The following is a 15,223-nucleotide window of genomic DNA, read 5'->3' as shown; positions in this document are numbered from 1 at the left end:
GGTGTCAGGTCGACCAGCGGGGGCGGTGTCAGGTCGACCGGCGGGGGTGGTGTCAGGTCGACCGGCGGGGGTGGTGTCAGGTCGACCGGCGGGGGTGGTGTCAGGTCGACCAGCGGGGGCGGTGTCAGGTCGACCAGCGGGGGCGGTGTCAGGTCGACCGGCGGGGGTGGTGTCAGGTCGACCGGCGGGGGTGGTGTCAGGTCGACCGGCGGGGGCGGTGTCAGGTCGACCGGCGGGGCCGGGGGTCAGCGGCTCGGCGTGACCCGGACCTTCACGTTCTTCATCAATGGCTGGTCGCTCTGGAGGCTGTAGTCGCTGACCCCGATGAGCGCGTTCATCTCCGGCATGTAGCCCGCGGCGCTCCCTCGCGGGAGGTCGTAGCGCAGCGCGCGATAACCGCGGAGCGAACGGACCGACCCGTCCTTGGCGGTGGCGACGATGTCGACCAGCGACCCCTCGGTGATCCCGCGCGAGCGCATGTCGTCCTCGTGCATCAGGATCAACGTACGCAGGTTCTTGATGCCCCGGTAGCGGTCGTCGTCGGAGTAGATCGTGGTGTTCCACTGGTCGTGGGAGCGCATCGTCTGGAGCACGAGGACGTCGTCGTCGGCCGGGATCACGTCGGGCAGCGGCGTCGCGGAGAACTCCGCCCGGCCCGACGGCGTGTTGAAGACCAGCTCGCGGGCGGGCTGCTTGAGCCGGAAGCCCAGCGGGAGCCGGACCCGGCGGTTGAAGTCCTCGAAGCCGATCAGGGCCTTGGCCATCACGTCGCGGATCCGGTCGTAGTCCTCGACCCAGGACTCCCACGGGCTCGCGCTCGCGGGCAGGGTCGCCCGCGCCATCCCGGCGATGATCGCGGGCTCGGAGAGCAGGTGGGGTGAGGCGGGCCGCTTCATCCCGCGGGAGAGGTGGACCATGCTCATCGAGTCCTCGACGGAGGTCTCCTGGAGGCCACCGGCCTGGTGGTCCTTCTCGGTGCGACCCAGGCAGGGGAGGATCAGCGCCCTGCGGCCGTGGACCAGGTGGCTGCGGTTGAGCTTCGTGCTCACCTGGACAGTGAGGTCGCACTCGCGCAGGCCGCTGGCGGTGTAGGCGGTGTCGGGAGCGGCCATGACGAAGTTGCCGCCCATGCCGACGAACACCTTGACCCGGCCCTCGTTCATGGCCCTGATGACACCGACGGTGTCGAGGCCGCGCTCGCGCGGCGGGGTGATGCCGCAGACCTCGCCGAGCCGGTCGAGGAACGCGCCGGTCGGCTTGTGGTCGATGCCGCAGGTGCGGTTGCCCTGGACGTTGCTGTGGCCGCGTACGGGGGAGGGGCCGGCGCCCTCGCGGCCGAGGTTGCCGCGCAGCAGGAGGACGTTGACGATCTCGCGCACCGTGTCGACGCCGTGCTCGTGCTGGGTCACGCCGAGGCACCAGCTGATCAGCGTACGGTCGGAGGCGGAGTAGACCTCGGCGGCTTTGCGGATCTCGGCCTCGCTGAGCCCGGCCTGGCGGCTGAGGTCGTCCCAGGAGGTCGACTCGACCAGGTCCCGATAGTTCGAGAATCCCGTGGTGTAGCGCTCGATGAACTCGACGTCGAGCGCCTTCGGGTCGCTGCGGTGCTCCTCGAGCAGCGCCTTGGCCATCCCGCGCAGCAGCGCGAGGTCGCCACCGGGGCGGACCTGCAGGTTGAGGGTGCTGGTGCGGGTGGCCTTGTTGAGGGCCATGTCGACGAACTCGTGCGGGATGATCGCCTTGCGGGCGGCGGCCTCGACCAGCGGGTTGATGTGCACGATCTGGGCACCGCGGTCGTAGGCCTCGGTCAGCGCGGTGAGCATCCGCGGCGCGTTGGAGGCCGCGTTGACGCCCAGGACGAAGAGCGCCTCTGCGCTCTCCCAGTCCTTGAGGTCGGCGGTGCCCTTGCCTGTCCCGATCGCGGCGGTGAGGGCACGCCCCGAGGCCTCGTGGCACATGTTGGAGCAGTCGGGCAGGTTGTTGGTGCCGAACTCGCGCGCCCACAGCTGATAGAGGAACGTGGCCTCGTTGCCGAGACGCCCCGAGGTGTAGAACGCGGCCTCGTCGGGGGAGTCCAGGGCACGCAGCGTGTCGCCGACCAGCGCGAACGCGTCGGCCCAGGAGATCGGCAGGTAGCGGTCGCTCGCCTCGTCGTAGACCAGCGGCTCGGTCAGCCGGCCCTGGTCCTCGAGCTCGAAGTCGGACCAGGTCTCCAGCTCGGTGACCGTGTGGGCGGCGAAGAAGTCGCGGTCGACCCGCTTGGCGGTCATCTCCCACACGACGTGCTTCATGCCGTTCTCGCACAGGTCGAGCTTGAGCCCCTTCATGTCGTCGGGCCAGGCGCAGCCCGGGCAGTCGAACCCGTCGTTCTCGTGGTTCATCTTGAACATCGCCCTGGTCCCGGAGACGATCGCCTGCTCGCGGGAGAGCACCTTCATGACCGAGGTCGCCGCGCCCCAGCCGGCCGCCGGATGGTGGTAGTCGCGCTGCTTCCACTCACCTGCGGGGACCGGCCCCTGGCCGGAGGTGTCCTGGTCGGAGGTGTGCTGGTCGACCATCTCGCGCTCCTGTGCATGTCGTGACCGAGGGCGTGCCGGGCGGCCCCGCCTCGTCGTCGACGTTAGTCCCGCCCGGCCGCCTTCGCGAGCGGCGACAGGCGCGGCGACGGGATCGTGTCGGCTCCGACAGCGTCGGTGGTGGACGGCGACAAGAGACGCTCTTGACACGGTTTCAAAATCTAATACGATTTAAAAAACGCCAGATCGGAGTAGCTGATGAGCGGTGCCATCCCCACGGATCGCAACCTGTACGACGAGGACCACGAAGCGTTCCGGGAGACCGCCCGAGCGTTCGTGGACAAGCACGCGGCCCCCCACGCCGAACGCTGGAGCAGGGAGGGGAAGGTAGACCGCTGGCTGTTCACCGAGGCCGCGAAGGCGGGTGTGCTCGGCTTCAACATCCCCGAGGAGTTCGGTGGGGGAGGCACCCGCGACTTCCGCTTCAACGCGATCTTCGGCGAGGAGCTCGCCCGGCACCCGGTCTCCGACGGCCTCGCCGGGGTCGGGCTCTCCAACGACATCGTGATCCCCTACTTCACCGACCTGACCGACGACGAGCAGAAGCAGCGCTGGCTGCCTGGCATCGCAGCGGGCGAGCTCATCGTCGCCGTCGCGATGACCGAGCCCGGTACCGGATCCGACCTCTCCGGGATCCGCACCAGCGCGGTCCGGGACGGCGACGACTACGTCGTCAACGGGTCCAAGGTCTTCATCTCCAACGGACAGAACGCCGACCTGGTCGTCACTGCGGTGCGTACGGGCGAAGACAAGCACAAGGGCATCAGCCTGCTGGTGATCGAGGCCGACACCCCCGGCTTCAAGCGCGGCCGCAACCTGGAGAAGGTCGGCCTGCACGCGCAGGACACCAGCGAGCTCTTCTTCGAGGATGTACGCGTCCCGGCGGCCAACCTGCTCGGCGAGGAGGGCAGTGGCTTCATCGGCCTGATGCGCAACCTGCCCCAGGAGCGGATCTCGATCGCCGCCAACGCCGTCGCCGCGGCCGAGGGCGTGCTCGAGCGCACCCTGACGTACGTCAAGGAGCGCCAGGCGTTCGGCAAGCCGATCGGCTCCTTCCAGAACACCCGGTTCGAGCTGGCCGACATGGTCACCGCGGTGCGGGTCAGCCGCTCCTACATCGACGACCTCCTCGCCCGGCACTCCCGTGGTGAGCTGAGCGCCGTCGACGCGGCCGCCGCGAAGTTCTGGACCACCGAGCAGTACGTCCAGGTCGTCGGCCGCTGCGTCCAGCTGCACGGCGGCTACGGCTACATGCTCGAGTACCGGATCGCGCAGGACTACCTCGACTCCCGCATCACCACCATCTACGGTGGCACGACCGAGATCATGAAAGAGATCGTCGGCCGCGACCTGGGTCTCTGACCTCCTGATCGGTGACCGTCCGTCGCACCATGTCCTGGGCGACGGCGATCACCTCGTCGAGGCCGCGGGTCTCGGGCCGCCACCACTCCACGACCCAGTTCATCGCGCCGAGCAGGAGCATCCGGAAGGTGGTGGCGTCGAGGTCGTCCCGGATCGTGCCCTCCTTCTTCGCCGCCTCGAAGAGGTCACGCCAGAAGTGGCTGTAGAGCGACTCCTCGGCGGCCGGCCGGTCCCGCAGCGCCTCGGGCACGTGCCGGGCGTTGCGGATCGAGGCGGTCGCGTAGTCGGAGATCTCCAGCTCGTAGCGGAGGTGAGCGTCGACAGCGGTCATGATCCGGTCGAGAGGGGCAGTGCCGTCGGGGAGTGCGGCGACTGCCTCCTCGACGTGGATGCGGACGTCGTGCGCTCCTGCCCACATGACCTCCTCGACGAGCTCGTCGCGGGAGGCGAAGTAGTAGTAGATCGCCGGCGCCTGGACGCCGGCCACCTGTGCGACCTCGCCGAGGCGCATCCCGGCGTATCCTCTCTGCGAGAGCACGCTTGCCGCCGCGTCCAGGATGCGTTTGCGGGTCTTCTCCGACTTCGATGCCACGATTGAATTCTAATACAGATTCAGTTTTCGTGACCGTACTCATTCGTGCGTGGCGCCCTCGCCGCCCGTCCCGCCAGGCCCCGCCGTGACTCTGTCGGTCGCAGTCGTCGGCTTCTGACGTGAGACGACCCTTGTGCTCGAATATGAATCTGTATTAAAAAATGCTGTGATGGAAACCACATGGTTTCGCCTGGGAGAGGGAGATCGATGAGCGACCACGTTGCGCAGGCCCCGGCCTGGACGTTCCGCAACCACTGGATGAGCCAGACCGCCGGGCACGCGGTGAGGCGGCCCGACGCGACGGCGCTGCGCTTCCTCGGGGTGGACACCACCTGGAAGCAGCTCCACGAGCGGTCGCTGCGTTTCGCCGGCGCGCTGCGGGAGCGCGGTGTCCGGCAGGGCGACCGGGTGATCCTGCTGACGCTCAACCGGCCCGAGTTCGTCGAGGCCGTCTTCGGGATCAACAGCCTCGGCGCGATCGCGGTGCCGGTCAACGCCCGGCTGGCTCCGCCGGAGATCGCCGGCCTGGTCGAGGACAGCGGCGCCACCGTCATCGTGACCGAGCAGCTCCTCGCCCCGCTGGCCGCGGCCACCGCGGGTCTCGCGCCCGGGCTCAAGACGCAGGTCGTCATCGGCGAGGCCGAGGGGATGGAGGCGTACGAGAGCCTGGTCGAGGGCAGTGAGCCGATTGAACTCGGCGACATCTCCGAGGACTCGGTGGCGCTGATCATGTACACCTCGGGCACCACAGGGAAGCCCAAGGGCGCGATGTTGACGCATCACAACATGCAGATGCAGGCACTGACCTGCATTCGCGCCAACGACGTCGGCGACGAGTCCGACATCGCGTTCATGACCGCGCCGTTCTTCCACATCGCCGGCCTGGGCTCGCTGGCCGCCAACTTCCTGCTCGGCATCCCGAGCGTGATCCACCCGCTCGGCGCGTTCGACGCCGGCGAGGTCGTCGACGCCTGGGAGCGCGAGGGCGCCACCGTCGTCTTCAACGTGCCCCAGCAGTGGCAGGCCATCTGCGCGCTGCCGGGCATCAAGGAGCGCGACCTCAAGCTCCGGATCATCTCCTGGGGCGCCGCTCCGGCCTCCGAGACCCTGCTCAAGGCGATGGCCGAGACCTTCCCGAACGCGCTCAACGTCGCGGTCTTCGGGCAGACCGAGACCTCACCCATCACCTGCGTGCTGCGCGGCGAGGAGTCGCTGCGCAAGCTCGGCTCGGTCGGCCGCCCGATCCCGACCATCCAGTACCGGATCGTCGACGGTGAGATGAACGACGTGCCCGTCGGCGAGGTCGGCGAGATCGTCTACCGCGGCCCTTCGGTCACCCAGGGCTACTGGAACAACATCGAGGCCACCGAGAAGGCGTACGCCGGCGGCTGGTTCCACTCCGGAGACCTGGTCCGTCAGGACGAGGAGGGCTTCGTCTGGGTGGTCGACCGTGCGAAGGACATGATCATCAGCGGCGGCGAGAACATCTACAGCGCCGAGGTCGAGAACGCCATCCACGCCCACCCCGCGGTGGTCGAGGCGGCGGTCGTCGGTCGCAGCGACGAGAAGTGGGGCGAGGTTCCGGTCGCGCACGTGGCGCTGAAGCCGGGTGAGAGCCTCGACCTCGAAGGGCTCAACGAGTTCCTGACCACCCGGCTGGCCCGGTTCAAGCTCCCCAAGGACCTGGTCGTGCTCGAGGCGCTGCCGCGCAACGCCGGAGGCAAGGTCCGCAAGACCGAGCTGCGGACCCAGGGCTGAGGCCGTGTTCCCCGGGGTCTGGGCGGCACGCACCCCCGACAAGCCCGCCATCGTGATGGCGGGCTCGGGGCGGGTGCTCACCTACCAGGAGCTGGCGGAGCGCAGCCTCCGGCTCGCGCGACACCTGCACGCCTGCGGGCTGCGTCGCGGCGACGTGGTCGCGCTGCTGAGCGACAACCGGCCCGAGGCCTACGAGGTCTACTGGGCGGCTCTGCGCTCGGGGCTCTACGTCACCGCGGTCAACAGTCACCTCTCCGCTGACGAGGTCGCCTACATCGTCACCGACTGCGGCGCGAAGGCGCTGGTGGTCTCGGCGGACGTCGCGGCCGCCACGACCTTGGAGGTCGACGTGGCCCACCGGCTGGCCTACGGCGGTGAGGTCGACGGCTATGCCACCTACGAGGCCGCGCTGGCGGCCGCGGGCGTGGGACCTCTCACCGAGTCCCACGGCGACGACCTGCTCTACTCCTCGGGCACCACCGGGCGCCCGAAGGGGATCAAGGCGCCGCTGCCCGAGATCGCGGTCGGGGAGCCGGGCTACGTCTACCCGCTCGTCTTCGGCACGACGTACGGCTTCGACGACGCCTCGGTCTATCTCTCCCCGGCGCCGGTCTACCACGCCGCGCCGCTGCGGTTCGGCGGTGTCGTGCACGCCTACGGCGGGACCCTGGTGATGATGGAGCGCTTCGAGGCCGAGCAGGCGCTGGCGACGATCGAGCGCTACGGCGTCACCCACACCCAGATGGTGCCGACGATGTTCGTGCGGATGCTCAAGCTGCCCGAGGACGTACGCCGCTCCTACGACGTCGCCTCGCTGCAGTGCGTCGTCCACGCCGCGGCGCCCTGCCCGGTGGAGGTCAAGCGAAGGATGATCGAGTGGTTCGGTCCGATCATCGAGGAGTACTACGCCTCCACCGAGGGCATGGGCGCGACCGCGATCGACTCCGCGACCTGGCTCGAACATCCCGGCTCCGTCGGCCGGCCGATCATCGGCGTCCCGCACATCGTCGGCGAGGACGGGTGCGAGGTCGGCCCCGGAGAGGTCGGGGCGATCTACTTCGAGCGCAACGACCGCAGCTTCGCCTACCTCGGCGACCCGACCAAGACCGATGCCGCCAGGCACCCCGAGCACCCCTCGTGGACGACGGTCGGCGACGTCGGCTACCTCGACGAGGACGGCTTCCTCCATCTCACCGACCGGGTCGCGTTCACCATCATCAGTGGAGGCGTGAACATCTACCCCCAGGAGATCGAGGACCTCTTCAGCCTCCATCCGGCCGTCTCCGACATCGCCGTCATCGGTGTCCCGGACGAGGAGATGGGGGAGCGGGTCGCCGCGTTCGTCCAGCCGGCTCCGGGCGCCGACACCGGCCCTGGGCTGAAGGAGGAGCTGACCGCGTACGCACGGGACCGGATCGCCCACTACAAGGTTCCGCGCGAGATCCACTTCCGGGACTCGTTGCCGCGGACACCCACCGGGAAGATGGTCAAGCGCCGTCTGCTGGAGTGAGCTGCGCGGGTGAGTTGAGTACCTGGACTCAGGCGGCGAGGGTGCGCCGGCGGCCAGAATCTCTGCCATGTCCACGACCCTGCTGCGCCACCATCTGCTCGCTCCGGCCGCCTCCTGCTTCCTGGGAGTCCTGAGCCTGGCCACGGTGCTCTGCTTCCACTTCCCGGAGCTGCTGACCAGCCGCGAGTTCCGGGCGATCTACACCGAGGACTTCGCGCGTACGCTGCTGCTGGTCGGTCTGGCTGCTGCCTTCTTCGCGGGCACGATCGCAGTGCTCCGGGACCAGCACAAGCGGCTGGCATTCACCGGCGTCGGCACGGCGACCGCCGCCGTGCTGCTCGGCGGCACCGAGGTCCCGTTCGACGGTCCGGTGAAGGACACGCCGTTCTCGCTCGGTCTCGACTGGTTCGTGCTCGCCCTGTTCTTCTCGGCTCTGGTGTTCATCCCGCTCGAGCACGCCTTCGCCCGCCGTCCGGTGCCGGTCTTCCGGCCGGGCTGGCGCACCGACGCCTGCTACTTCTTCATGAGCCACGTGCTCGTCCAGCTCATCCTGATCCTGGTCACCACCTCGACCTCGCTGGTGGTCTCGACGGTGAAGGTGCCGGGTGTGCAGGCGTGGATCCAGGACCTGCCGTTCGTCGCGGCGTTCCTGCTCGCGGTCTTCCTCGCCGACCTCGCCCAGGCGGTGCTGCACCGCTGCTACCACCGGATCATGGTGCTGTGGCGGTTCCACGCGGTGCACCACTCCAGCCCCGAGCTCGACTGGCTGGCCGGTTCCCGGGTGCACTTCGTCGAGACCGTGCTGACCCGCAGCATCGTGCTGCTGCCGCTGCTGTTCCTCGGCTTCTCGACCTCGGTCGTCAACGCGTACGCCGTGCTCGTCGGCATCCAGGCGGTGGTCGCGCACGCCAACCTCGGCATCCGGTTCGGCTTCCTCGAGTATCTGATCGTGCTGCCTCGCTACCACCACTGGCACCACGCCCGGCACCTCGACTACTGGGACCGCAACTACGCCATCCACCTGCCGGTGATCGACATGCTGATGGGCTCCTTCAAGCTGCCCCGCGACGGCAGCTGGCCCGAGGAGTACGGCGTGCTCAAGCGCGAGACCGTGCCGGTCGGCATCCTCGCCCAGCACGTCGCCCCGTTCCTCGGCCAGCGCACCTTCGACGAGTACGTCCGCTGACGTGGGTCAGGAGCGTCTCCTCATGCACCCAGGAGCTGCTCGGCGAGCTCGGCGCGGGAGTGGATGTCCAGCTTCGTGTAGACCTTCCGCAGGTGGTACTCGACGGTCTTCGGGCTGAGGAAGAGTGCGGCCGCGGTCTCACGTGTCGTGCGGCCCTCGGCGAGGAGCAGCGAGACCTGCAGCTCCTGCGGTGTCAGGGACGCCGTTCCCGACGCCTCCCGCCGCGCCACCCTCTCGCCCGTCGCCTCCAACTCGGCGGCGGTGGTCCGGGCCCAGGGATCGGCCCCGAGGTCGTCGAAGGACTCGAGTCCGGTGCGCAGGTGCGCGCGGGCATCGACGCGGCGTCCCGCCCGCCGGAGCCGGCCCCCGTACGCCAGGTGGGTCCGCGCGGCCTCGAAGAGGTCACGGGTGTCCGCATGACCTTCGATGGCCGCCTCGAAGTGCGCGTCGAAGGAACCATGGTCCGCCACGGTTCCCAACGCCCGGTGCGCCCGCGCGACCGACCAGGGTCGACCCTTCGTACGTGCCGCGGCCGCGTACCGCCGGGCCTCGGCCTCCGCCTCGGCGGGCCGGCCGAGGCGGAGCAGGGCATCGACCAGCTCCGCGCCGGGGGAGAGGTCGGGGTCGGCGATGCCCCACTCCTCGAGCCGTCGCGAGAGGTCGAGGAACGTCTTCGTGGCGGCTCGGGGGTCGCCCTCGGCGAGCTCGAGGTCGCCGACGGCGTAGAGGCACCAGGCCTCGCCCATCCGGATGCCCCGTCGGGTGCACAGCCGGACGGCCTCGGTCGCATGCTCCCGGCAGGCGTCGCCCCGACCCTGCCGGGACTCGAGCCACGCCAGCCCGGCGAGGGACATGGCGAGGTCCGTGCCCTGGCCCGTCTCGCGCGCGAGCCGGATCGCCTCCTCGTAGTTGGCCGCGGCCCGGGACCAGGCCGTGGACGTCGCCTGGTCCCGGGCGACGTGGAAGAGCACGTTGGGCAGCAGGCCGACGCCCATGCGGGACCGTACGTCGTCGACGATCCGGCGCAGGTCGGCACCGGTCTCGGCGTCGCGGAGGAACAACGGCGTCGTCAGCAGCCACGGCAGCGCCTCGGGATGCTCGACCGGGTCGGCGTGCGCGGCGAGCAGCGGAACCGACGCCTGGATCTCCGCCAGTCCGCCCGTGCCGCTGAGCACCTTCGCCATCCCCGCCGCGGCGAGCCCGATGGCACGAGCGCGAGGCGATTCGGCGGTGGCGACCGCTGCCAGCAGGGACGTGGCGAGGCGTGTCGACACCGCCGCGTCGGCCAGGTAGAAGGCGGCGTGCAGCGCCTCGGCGAGGAGGAGCACGGTGTCATCGGGAGCGGGCGCCTCGGGCGCCGACCGCTCGAGGATGCGGACGGCATCGGTGACAGACCCGCTCCGCGCCGCGATCTGCGCCCGGATCCGCAGGGTGCGAGAGCGGATGAGGATCGGGACGGGCCGGGTCTCGATCTCGTCGAGCAGCGCGACCGCTCGGTCGTGGCGCCCTCCGGTCCATGCCGCCTCGGCAGCCTCGCACAGCAGGAGGTGCCACCGCTCGGGGTCCGTGCTCAGCCGTGCCGCGCGCTCATAGGCGGTGCTCGCGACGGTGTACGCCGAACGGGCGCTCGCGCTGTCGGCGGCGGCTTCGAGCAGACCCGATACCTCCGGGTCGGGACCCCAGGTCGCCTCCGCCAGATGCCACGCCCTACGCTCCGCGTCGTCCGGCAGCAGGTCGGCCACGGCGAGATGGACGGATCGACGGAGAGCCTGCTCGGCCTCGGCGTAGACGGCCGCGCGTACGAGCGGGTGTCGTACGTCGATGCGGCTGCTTGTCACGACGACCAGCCCGGCACGCTCGGCGGCACCGAGGCCGGAGACGTCGAGCCCGAGCCGCTTGCAGACCTCGCACGTGAGGTGGAGGTCGCCGTTGGTGACCACGGCAGCGAGCAGGACGGTCCGGGATCCCGGGTCGAGCTCCGCCAGCCGCCGGGAGAAGGCGGTCGCGAGGGCGGCGGGCAGCGCCGGCGGGAGCCCCGGGGCCCGGTCGTCGAGAAGCTCGAGGCTGCGACCGAGCTCGAGGAGGGCGAGCGGGTTGCCGCCGGTCGCGGCGAACAGCCGGGCCACCTGATCCTCGGTCGGTGGCGCGATCTCCAGCGCCCGCACGAGGTCACCGGACGCGGCCGCGTCGAGACCGGACAGCTCGAGCACGTCGAGGCCGTCGACGAGTCCGTCGCACACTCCGGATCGGCCGGCGAGCAGGACGACGGCCGGGTCCGCGTCGATCCGGCGGGCGGCGAAGGCAAGGGCCTCGGCCGACGGCCGGTCGAGCCACTGCAGGTCGTCGACGACGACGGCTATCGGGGCCTGCTCGGCGTACCGGCACAACAGTGCGAGGGTGGCGGCGCCGATGGCGAACCGATCGCCGGCGGTCGCCGCCTGGAGTGCGAGTGCGCTGCTCAGTGCTGCTGCCTGCGGGACGGGCAGCGTGTCGAGGAGATGGAGCGCCGGGCGGAGCAGCAGGTGGAGCCCGGCGAACGCGAGGTCCTGTTCCGCTTCGGTGCCGGTCGCGCGCAGGACGCGGACGCCTTCCAGACGCTCGAGCGCATCGTCGAGCAGTGCGGTCTTGCCGACACCGGGGTCGCCGGTGACCGCGAGAGCGCCACCGCGGCCGAGCCTCGCTCCGGCGAACAGCCGGTCCACGATCCGCTGCTCGACGTCGCGTCCGATGAGCACCAGGTGAGTCTAGGCGCCGGCTCCGGTGCCGGCGCCGCGGTGGAACAGCGTCCTACCTGTTCCTGGGTACCCCAGGAACAGGACCAGGTGGGGCACCTGACGCGGGGACGTACCGAGCGTTCCTAGCGTTCCGGCCATGACTACCACTGATGACGCCATGACCCCGGGCACGAACGAGGTCGAGATCGACATGGACAAGCTGATGGCCTTCGTCTTCCGTGCGGTGGACGAGGTCGGTGCGACGCTCAACGCCGCTCTGGTGGTGATGGGCGACAAGCTCGGCTACTACCGCGACCTCGCGGCCAACGGGCCGAGCACCCCGGCCGAGCTCGCTTCGCGGACCGCCACCGGCGAGCCGTACGCCCGTGAGTGGCTCAACGCCCAGGCCGCCGGCTCGTACGTCACCTACGACCCGGCCACCGGCCGGTTCACGCTGCCGCAGGAGCACGCGGTGGCGTTGACGGTCGAGGACAGCCCGGCCTTCCTGCCCGGCATGTTCCAGATCGCGCTCGGCACCGTCCACGACGCCTCGCACATCCTCGAGGCCGCACGCAACGGCGGCGGCTACGGATGGCACGAGCACGACGCCGACGTACACGTCGGCTGCGAGCGGTTCTTCCGCCCGAGCTACAACGCCCACCTGATCCCCGAGTGGCTGCCCGCCCTCGACGGCGTCGTGGAGAAGCTCGAGCGCGGAGCGACGGTCGTCGACGTGGGCTGCGGCCACGGCGCCTCGACGATCCTGATGGCGCAGGCGTTCCCCGACTCCCGATTCGTCGGGTGGGACTACCACGAGGCGTCGATCGCGACCGCGCGCGAGCGCGCCGCGGCCGCGGGCGTCGCGGACCGGGTGAGGTTCGAGGTCGCCCCGGCATCCGCGTTCGGCGGCGGCGACTACGACCTGGTCACCATGTTCGACTGCCTGCACGACATGGGTGACCCGGTCGGCGCGGCGCGGCACGTCCGGGAGTCGCTCGCCGAGGACGGCACCTGGATGGTCGTCGAGCCCATCGCCGGTGACCACGTCGAGGACAACCTGCACGCGGTCGGTCGCGCCTACTACGGCTTCTCCACGCTGCTCTGCACGCCCAGCTCGCTCGCCCAGGACGTCGGGCTCGCGCTGGGGACCCAGGCCGGCCCGGCCCGGATCCGCGACGTGACGATCGCGGCCGGGTTCACCCGGTTCGAGGGCGTGTCCGAGACCCCGTTCAACCGCGTCTACGAGGTCCGGCCGTGAGGGGGAGGCTCTCGCGGCTCGTCGCTCGGTCGAAGCCCGGCGCGACCGGGCCCGACCGAGTCACACTGGGGCCATGAGGGCACGCGAGCCCGATGCCGACGGCTACGTGGAGACGGACGGCATCAAGGTCCACTACGAGGTCTACGGTGCAGCGACCGCCGGCCCGGACGACCGCACCATCGTGCTGATGCCGACCTGGACGATCATCCACTCCCGGTTCTGGAAGGCGCAGATCGGCTACCTGGCGCGGCACTTCCGAGTTGTGACCTTCGACGGTCGCGGCAACGGCCGGTCCGACCGGCCGGAGGGAGCGGCGGCGTACACCAGCGAGGCGTACGCCGCCGACGCGCTCGCCGTCCTCGACGCCACGGGCACCGATCGTGCGGTCGTCGTCGGGATGTCGTCCGGAGTGACCTGGAGCCTGCACCTGGCTGCCGATCACCCGGGCCGGGTGGCCGGTCTGGTCGCGATCGGTGCGGCCTGCGGCTTCGCGAACGTCCAGGCTCGGGACGCTGCGGTGTGGGGTGCCCGTCTCGACACCACCGAGGGGTGGGCGAAGTACAACCGGAACCACTGGCTCGAGGGCGGCTACGACGACTTCCTGGAGTTCTTCTTCACCACGATGTTCCCCGAGCCGCACTCGACCAAGCAGATCGAGGACTGCATCGCCTGGGCGCACGAGACGACGCCCCAGGTCGTCGCCGATGCCACCGCGGCGCGGCTCGGGCGCGACGGGGTGGTCTGCGCCTCGGTGGAGGAGATCTGCGGCCGGGTCCGGTGCCCGGTCCTCGCGATCCACGGGACCGAGGACCAGATCCGGCCGGTCGCGATCAGCGAACGCCTCGTCGAGCTCACGGGTGGGTCGCTCGTGCTGCTCGAGGGCAGCGGGCACGGTGTGGTGGGCCGCGACCCGGTCAAGATCAACCACCTGATCAAGGACTTCGCGGACGCGGTCCGACCGCCGCCGCCGGTGAGCCGGCCCCGGGTACGCGCGTCCCACCGCCCGAAGAAGGTGCTCTATCTCTCCTCGCCCATCGGGCTCGGGCACGCCCGCCGCGACCTGGCCATCGCGCAGGCCCTCCGGGAGCGCCACGAGGACGTACGGATCGACTGGCTCGCCCAGCATCCGGTGACCAGGATCCTCGCGGCCGCCGGCGAACGGATCCATCCCGCCAGCGGGTGGCTCGCCAACGAGTCGCGCCATATCGAGGAGGAGTCGGGCGAGCACGACCTGCACGTCTTCGACGCGCTGCGGCGCATGGACGAGGTCCTCGTCAACAACTTCATGGTCTTCGATGACGTCGTCCGCGACGAGCGCTACGACCTCGTCGTCGGTGACGAGGCCTGGGACGTCGACCACTTCCTGCACGAGAACCCAGGGCTCAAGCGCTTCGGCTACGTGTGGCTGACCGACTTCGTCGGATTCCTCCCGATGCCCGACGACGACGAGCGGACACGGTTCGTCACCGCCGATCACAACGCCGAGATGCTCGAGCATGTCGATCGCGATCCGCGCCTTCGGGACCGGGCGATCTTCGTCGGGAACCCCGTGGACGTCGTGCCCGGGCGTTTCGGCGAGGACCTGCCCGAGATCTCGGCCTGGACGCGGCAGCACTACGACTTCAGCGGCTACGTCACCGGCATCGACCCCGGCTCGATCGCCGACAGGGCGCGGCTGCGGCGCGAGCTCGGCTGGCGACCGGACGAGCGGGTGTGCGTGGTCACCGTCGGCGGGTCCGGAGTCGGCAGCCACCTGCTCCGCCGGGTGGAGGGCGCCTACGACGCCGCCCGCGCGGCCGTGCCGGACCTTCGGATGGTCGTCGTGACGGGCCCACGCCTGGACACCCGCGTCGTCCGAGCGCGGCCCGGCTTCGAGGTCGTCGGCTTCGTCCCCGATCTCTACCGGCTCCTCGGCGCCTGCGACCTCGCCGTGGTGCAGGGCGGCCTGACCACGACGATGGAGCTGACCGCTGCCGGCACGCCGTTCGTCTACGTGCCGCTGCGCCACCACTTCGAGCAGAACATCCACGTCCGGCACCGGCTCGAGCAGTACGGCGCCGGCCGCTGTCTCGAGTACCACGACCTCAACCCGGACACGCTCGCGCGCGCGATCGCCGAGGAGATCGGCCGCGAGCCCGGCAGCCGGCCGGTCGAGACCGACGGCGCCGGACGCGCCGCCGCACTGGTCGCCGACCTTCTCTGATCCCGCCCCCGCCAGGCCCTAAGGTTGGTCCCGCACCGCGACCCGATCTCGTTCCACCGGAGGC

The 15,223-nt window shown here is 70.4% G+C and carries 9 protein-coding genes; 6 read left to right on the top strand and 3 right to left on the bottom strand.

The genetic code is table 11. The annotated features are described in order from the left end of the window. Positions 1-245 precede the first annotated feature (245 nt). A complete protein-coding gene (locus ABZ796_RS23415; RefSeq protein ID WP_357340184.1) occupies positions 246-2,558 on the bottom strand; it encodes an FdhF/YdeP family oxidoreductase in 2,313 nt (770 codons plus the stop codon). Positions 2,559-2,774: 216 nt separating this feature from the next. On the opposite strand from ABZ796_RS23415, the gene ABZ796_RS23410 reads away from it, so the two are divergent. Next, on the top strand, positions 2,775-3,938 hold the full coding sequence (locus tag ABZ796_RS23410; protein WP_357340182.1) for an acyl-CoA dehydrogenase family protein: 1,164 nt from the start codon (positions 2,775-2,777) through the stop codon (positions 3,936-3,938). On the opposite strand, the gene ABZ796_RS23405 is transcribed toward ABZ796_RS23410, so the two are convergent. Further along, positions 3,901-4,530, bottom strand: coding sequence for a TetR/AcrR family transcriptional regulator (locus ABZ796_RS23405; RefSeq protein WP_357340180.1), 630 nt, complete (start codon positions 4,528-4,530; stop codon positions 3,901-3,903). The genes ABZ796_RS23410 and ABZ796_RS23405 overlap by 38 nt on opposite strands. Positions 4,531-4,737: 207 nt before the next feature. Here ABZ796_RS23405 and ABZ796_RS23400 point away from each other — a divergent pair, with 207 nt between their 5' ends. The 3 genes from ABZ796_RS23400 (at position 4,738) to ABZ796_RS23390 (ending at position 8,984) form a co-directional block, all read left to right on the top strand. Next, positions 4,738-6,288 carry a long-chain-fatty-acid--CoA ligase gene (locus ABZ796_RS23400; protein WP_357340178.1) on the top strand — a complete coding sequence of 517 codons (1,551 nt, stop codon included), beginning with the start codon at positions 4,738-4,740 and terminating at the stop codon, positions 6,286-6,288. Positions 6,289-6,292: 4 nt separating this feature from the next. Continuing rightward, the gene (locus ABZ796_RS23395) at positions 6,293-7,798 is read left to right on the top strand and encodes an acyl-CoA synthetase (RefSeq protein ID WP_357340176.1); all 1,506 of its coding nucleotides are present in this window, start codon (positions 6,293-6,295) and stop codon (positions 7,796-7,798) included. A 67-nt stretch (positions 7,799-7,865) separates the two neighbouring features. After that, entirely contained in the window at positions 7,866-8,984 is a 1,119-nt protein-coding gene (locus tag ABZ796_RS23390) for a sterol desaturase family protein (RefSeq protein WP_357340174.1), read from the top strand. Between the two features lie 20 nt (positions 8,985-9,004). Here the strand turns inward: ABZ796_RS23390 and ABZ796_RS23385 are convergent, their stop codons facing one another. After that, entirely contained in the window at positions 9,005-11,719 is a 2,715-nt protein-coding gene (locus ABZ796_RS23385; RefSeq protein WP_357340173.1) for an AAA family ATPase, read from the bottom strand. Between the two features lie 136 nt (positions 11,720-11,855). On the opposite strand from ABZ796_RS23385, the gene ABZ796_RS23380 reads away from it, so the two are divergent. After that, entirely contained in the window at positions 11,856-12,956 is a 1,101-nt protein-coding gene (locus ABZ796_RS23380; protein WP_357340172.1) for a class I SAM-dependent methyltransferase, read from the top strand. A gap of 73 nt (positions 12,957-13,029) precedes the next feature. After that, the gene (locus ABZ796_RS23375; protein ID WP_357340171.1) at positions 13,030-15,159 is read left to right on the top strand and encodes an alpha/beta fold hydrolase; all 2,130 of its coding nucleotides are present in this window, start codon (positions 13,030-13,032) and stop codon (positions 15,157-15,159) included. The last annotated feature ends 64 nt before the right edge of the window (positions 15,160-15,223 follow it).

This window comes from Nocardioides sp. NPDC047086 (assembly GCF_040643685.1).
GTDB lineage: Bacteria > Actinomycetota > Actinomycetes > Propionibacteriales > Nocardioidaceae > Nocardioides.
This window is presented reverse-complemented; position numbering and strand designations above follow the sequence as displayed.

Bases quoted from the DNA above. Each gene is read 5' to 3' on its own strand.
- ABZ796_RS23415 (WP_357340184.1), bottom strand. From the start codon at position 2,558: ATGGTCGACCAGCACACCTCCGACCAGGACACCTCCGGCCAGGGGCCG.
- ABZ796_RS23410 (WP_357340182.1), top strand. From the start codon at position 2,775: ATGAGCGGTGCCATCCCCACGGATCGCAACCTGTACGACGAGGACCAC.
- ABZ796_RS23400 (WP_357340178.1), top strand. From the start codon at position 4,738: ATGAGCGACCACGTTGCGCAGGCCCCGGCCTGGACGTTCCGCAACCAC.
- ABZ796_RS23390 (WP_357340174.1), top strand. From the start codon at position 7,866: ATGTCCACGACCCTGCTGCGCCACCATCTGCTCGCTCCGGCCGCCTCC.
- ABZ796_RS23380 (WP_357340172.1), top strand. From the start codon at position 11,856: ATGACTACCACTGATGACGCCATGACCCCGGGCACGAACGAGGTCGAG.
- ABZ796_RS23375 (WP_357340171.1), top strand. From the start codon at position 13,030: ATGAGGGCACGCGAGCCCGATGCCGACGGCTACGTGGAGACGGACGGC.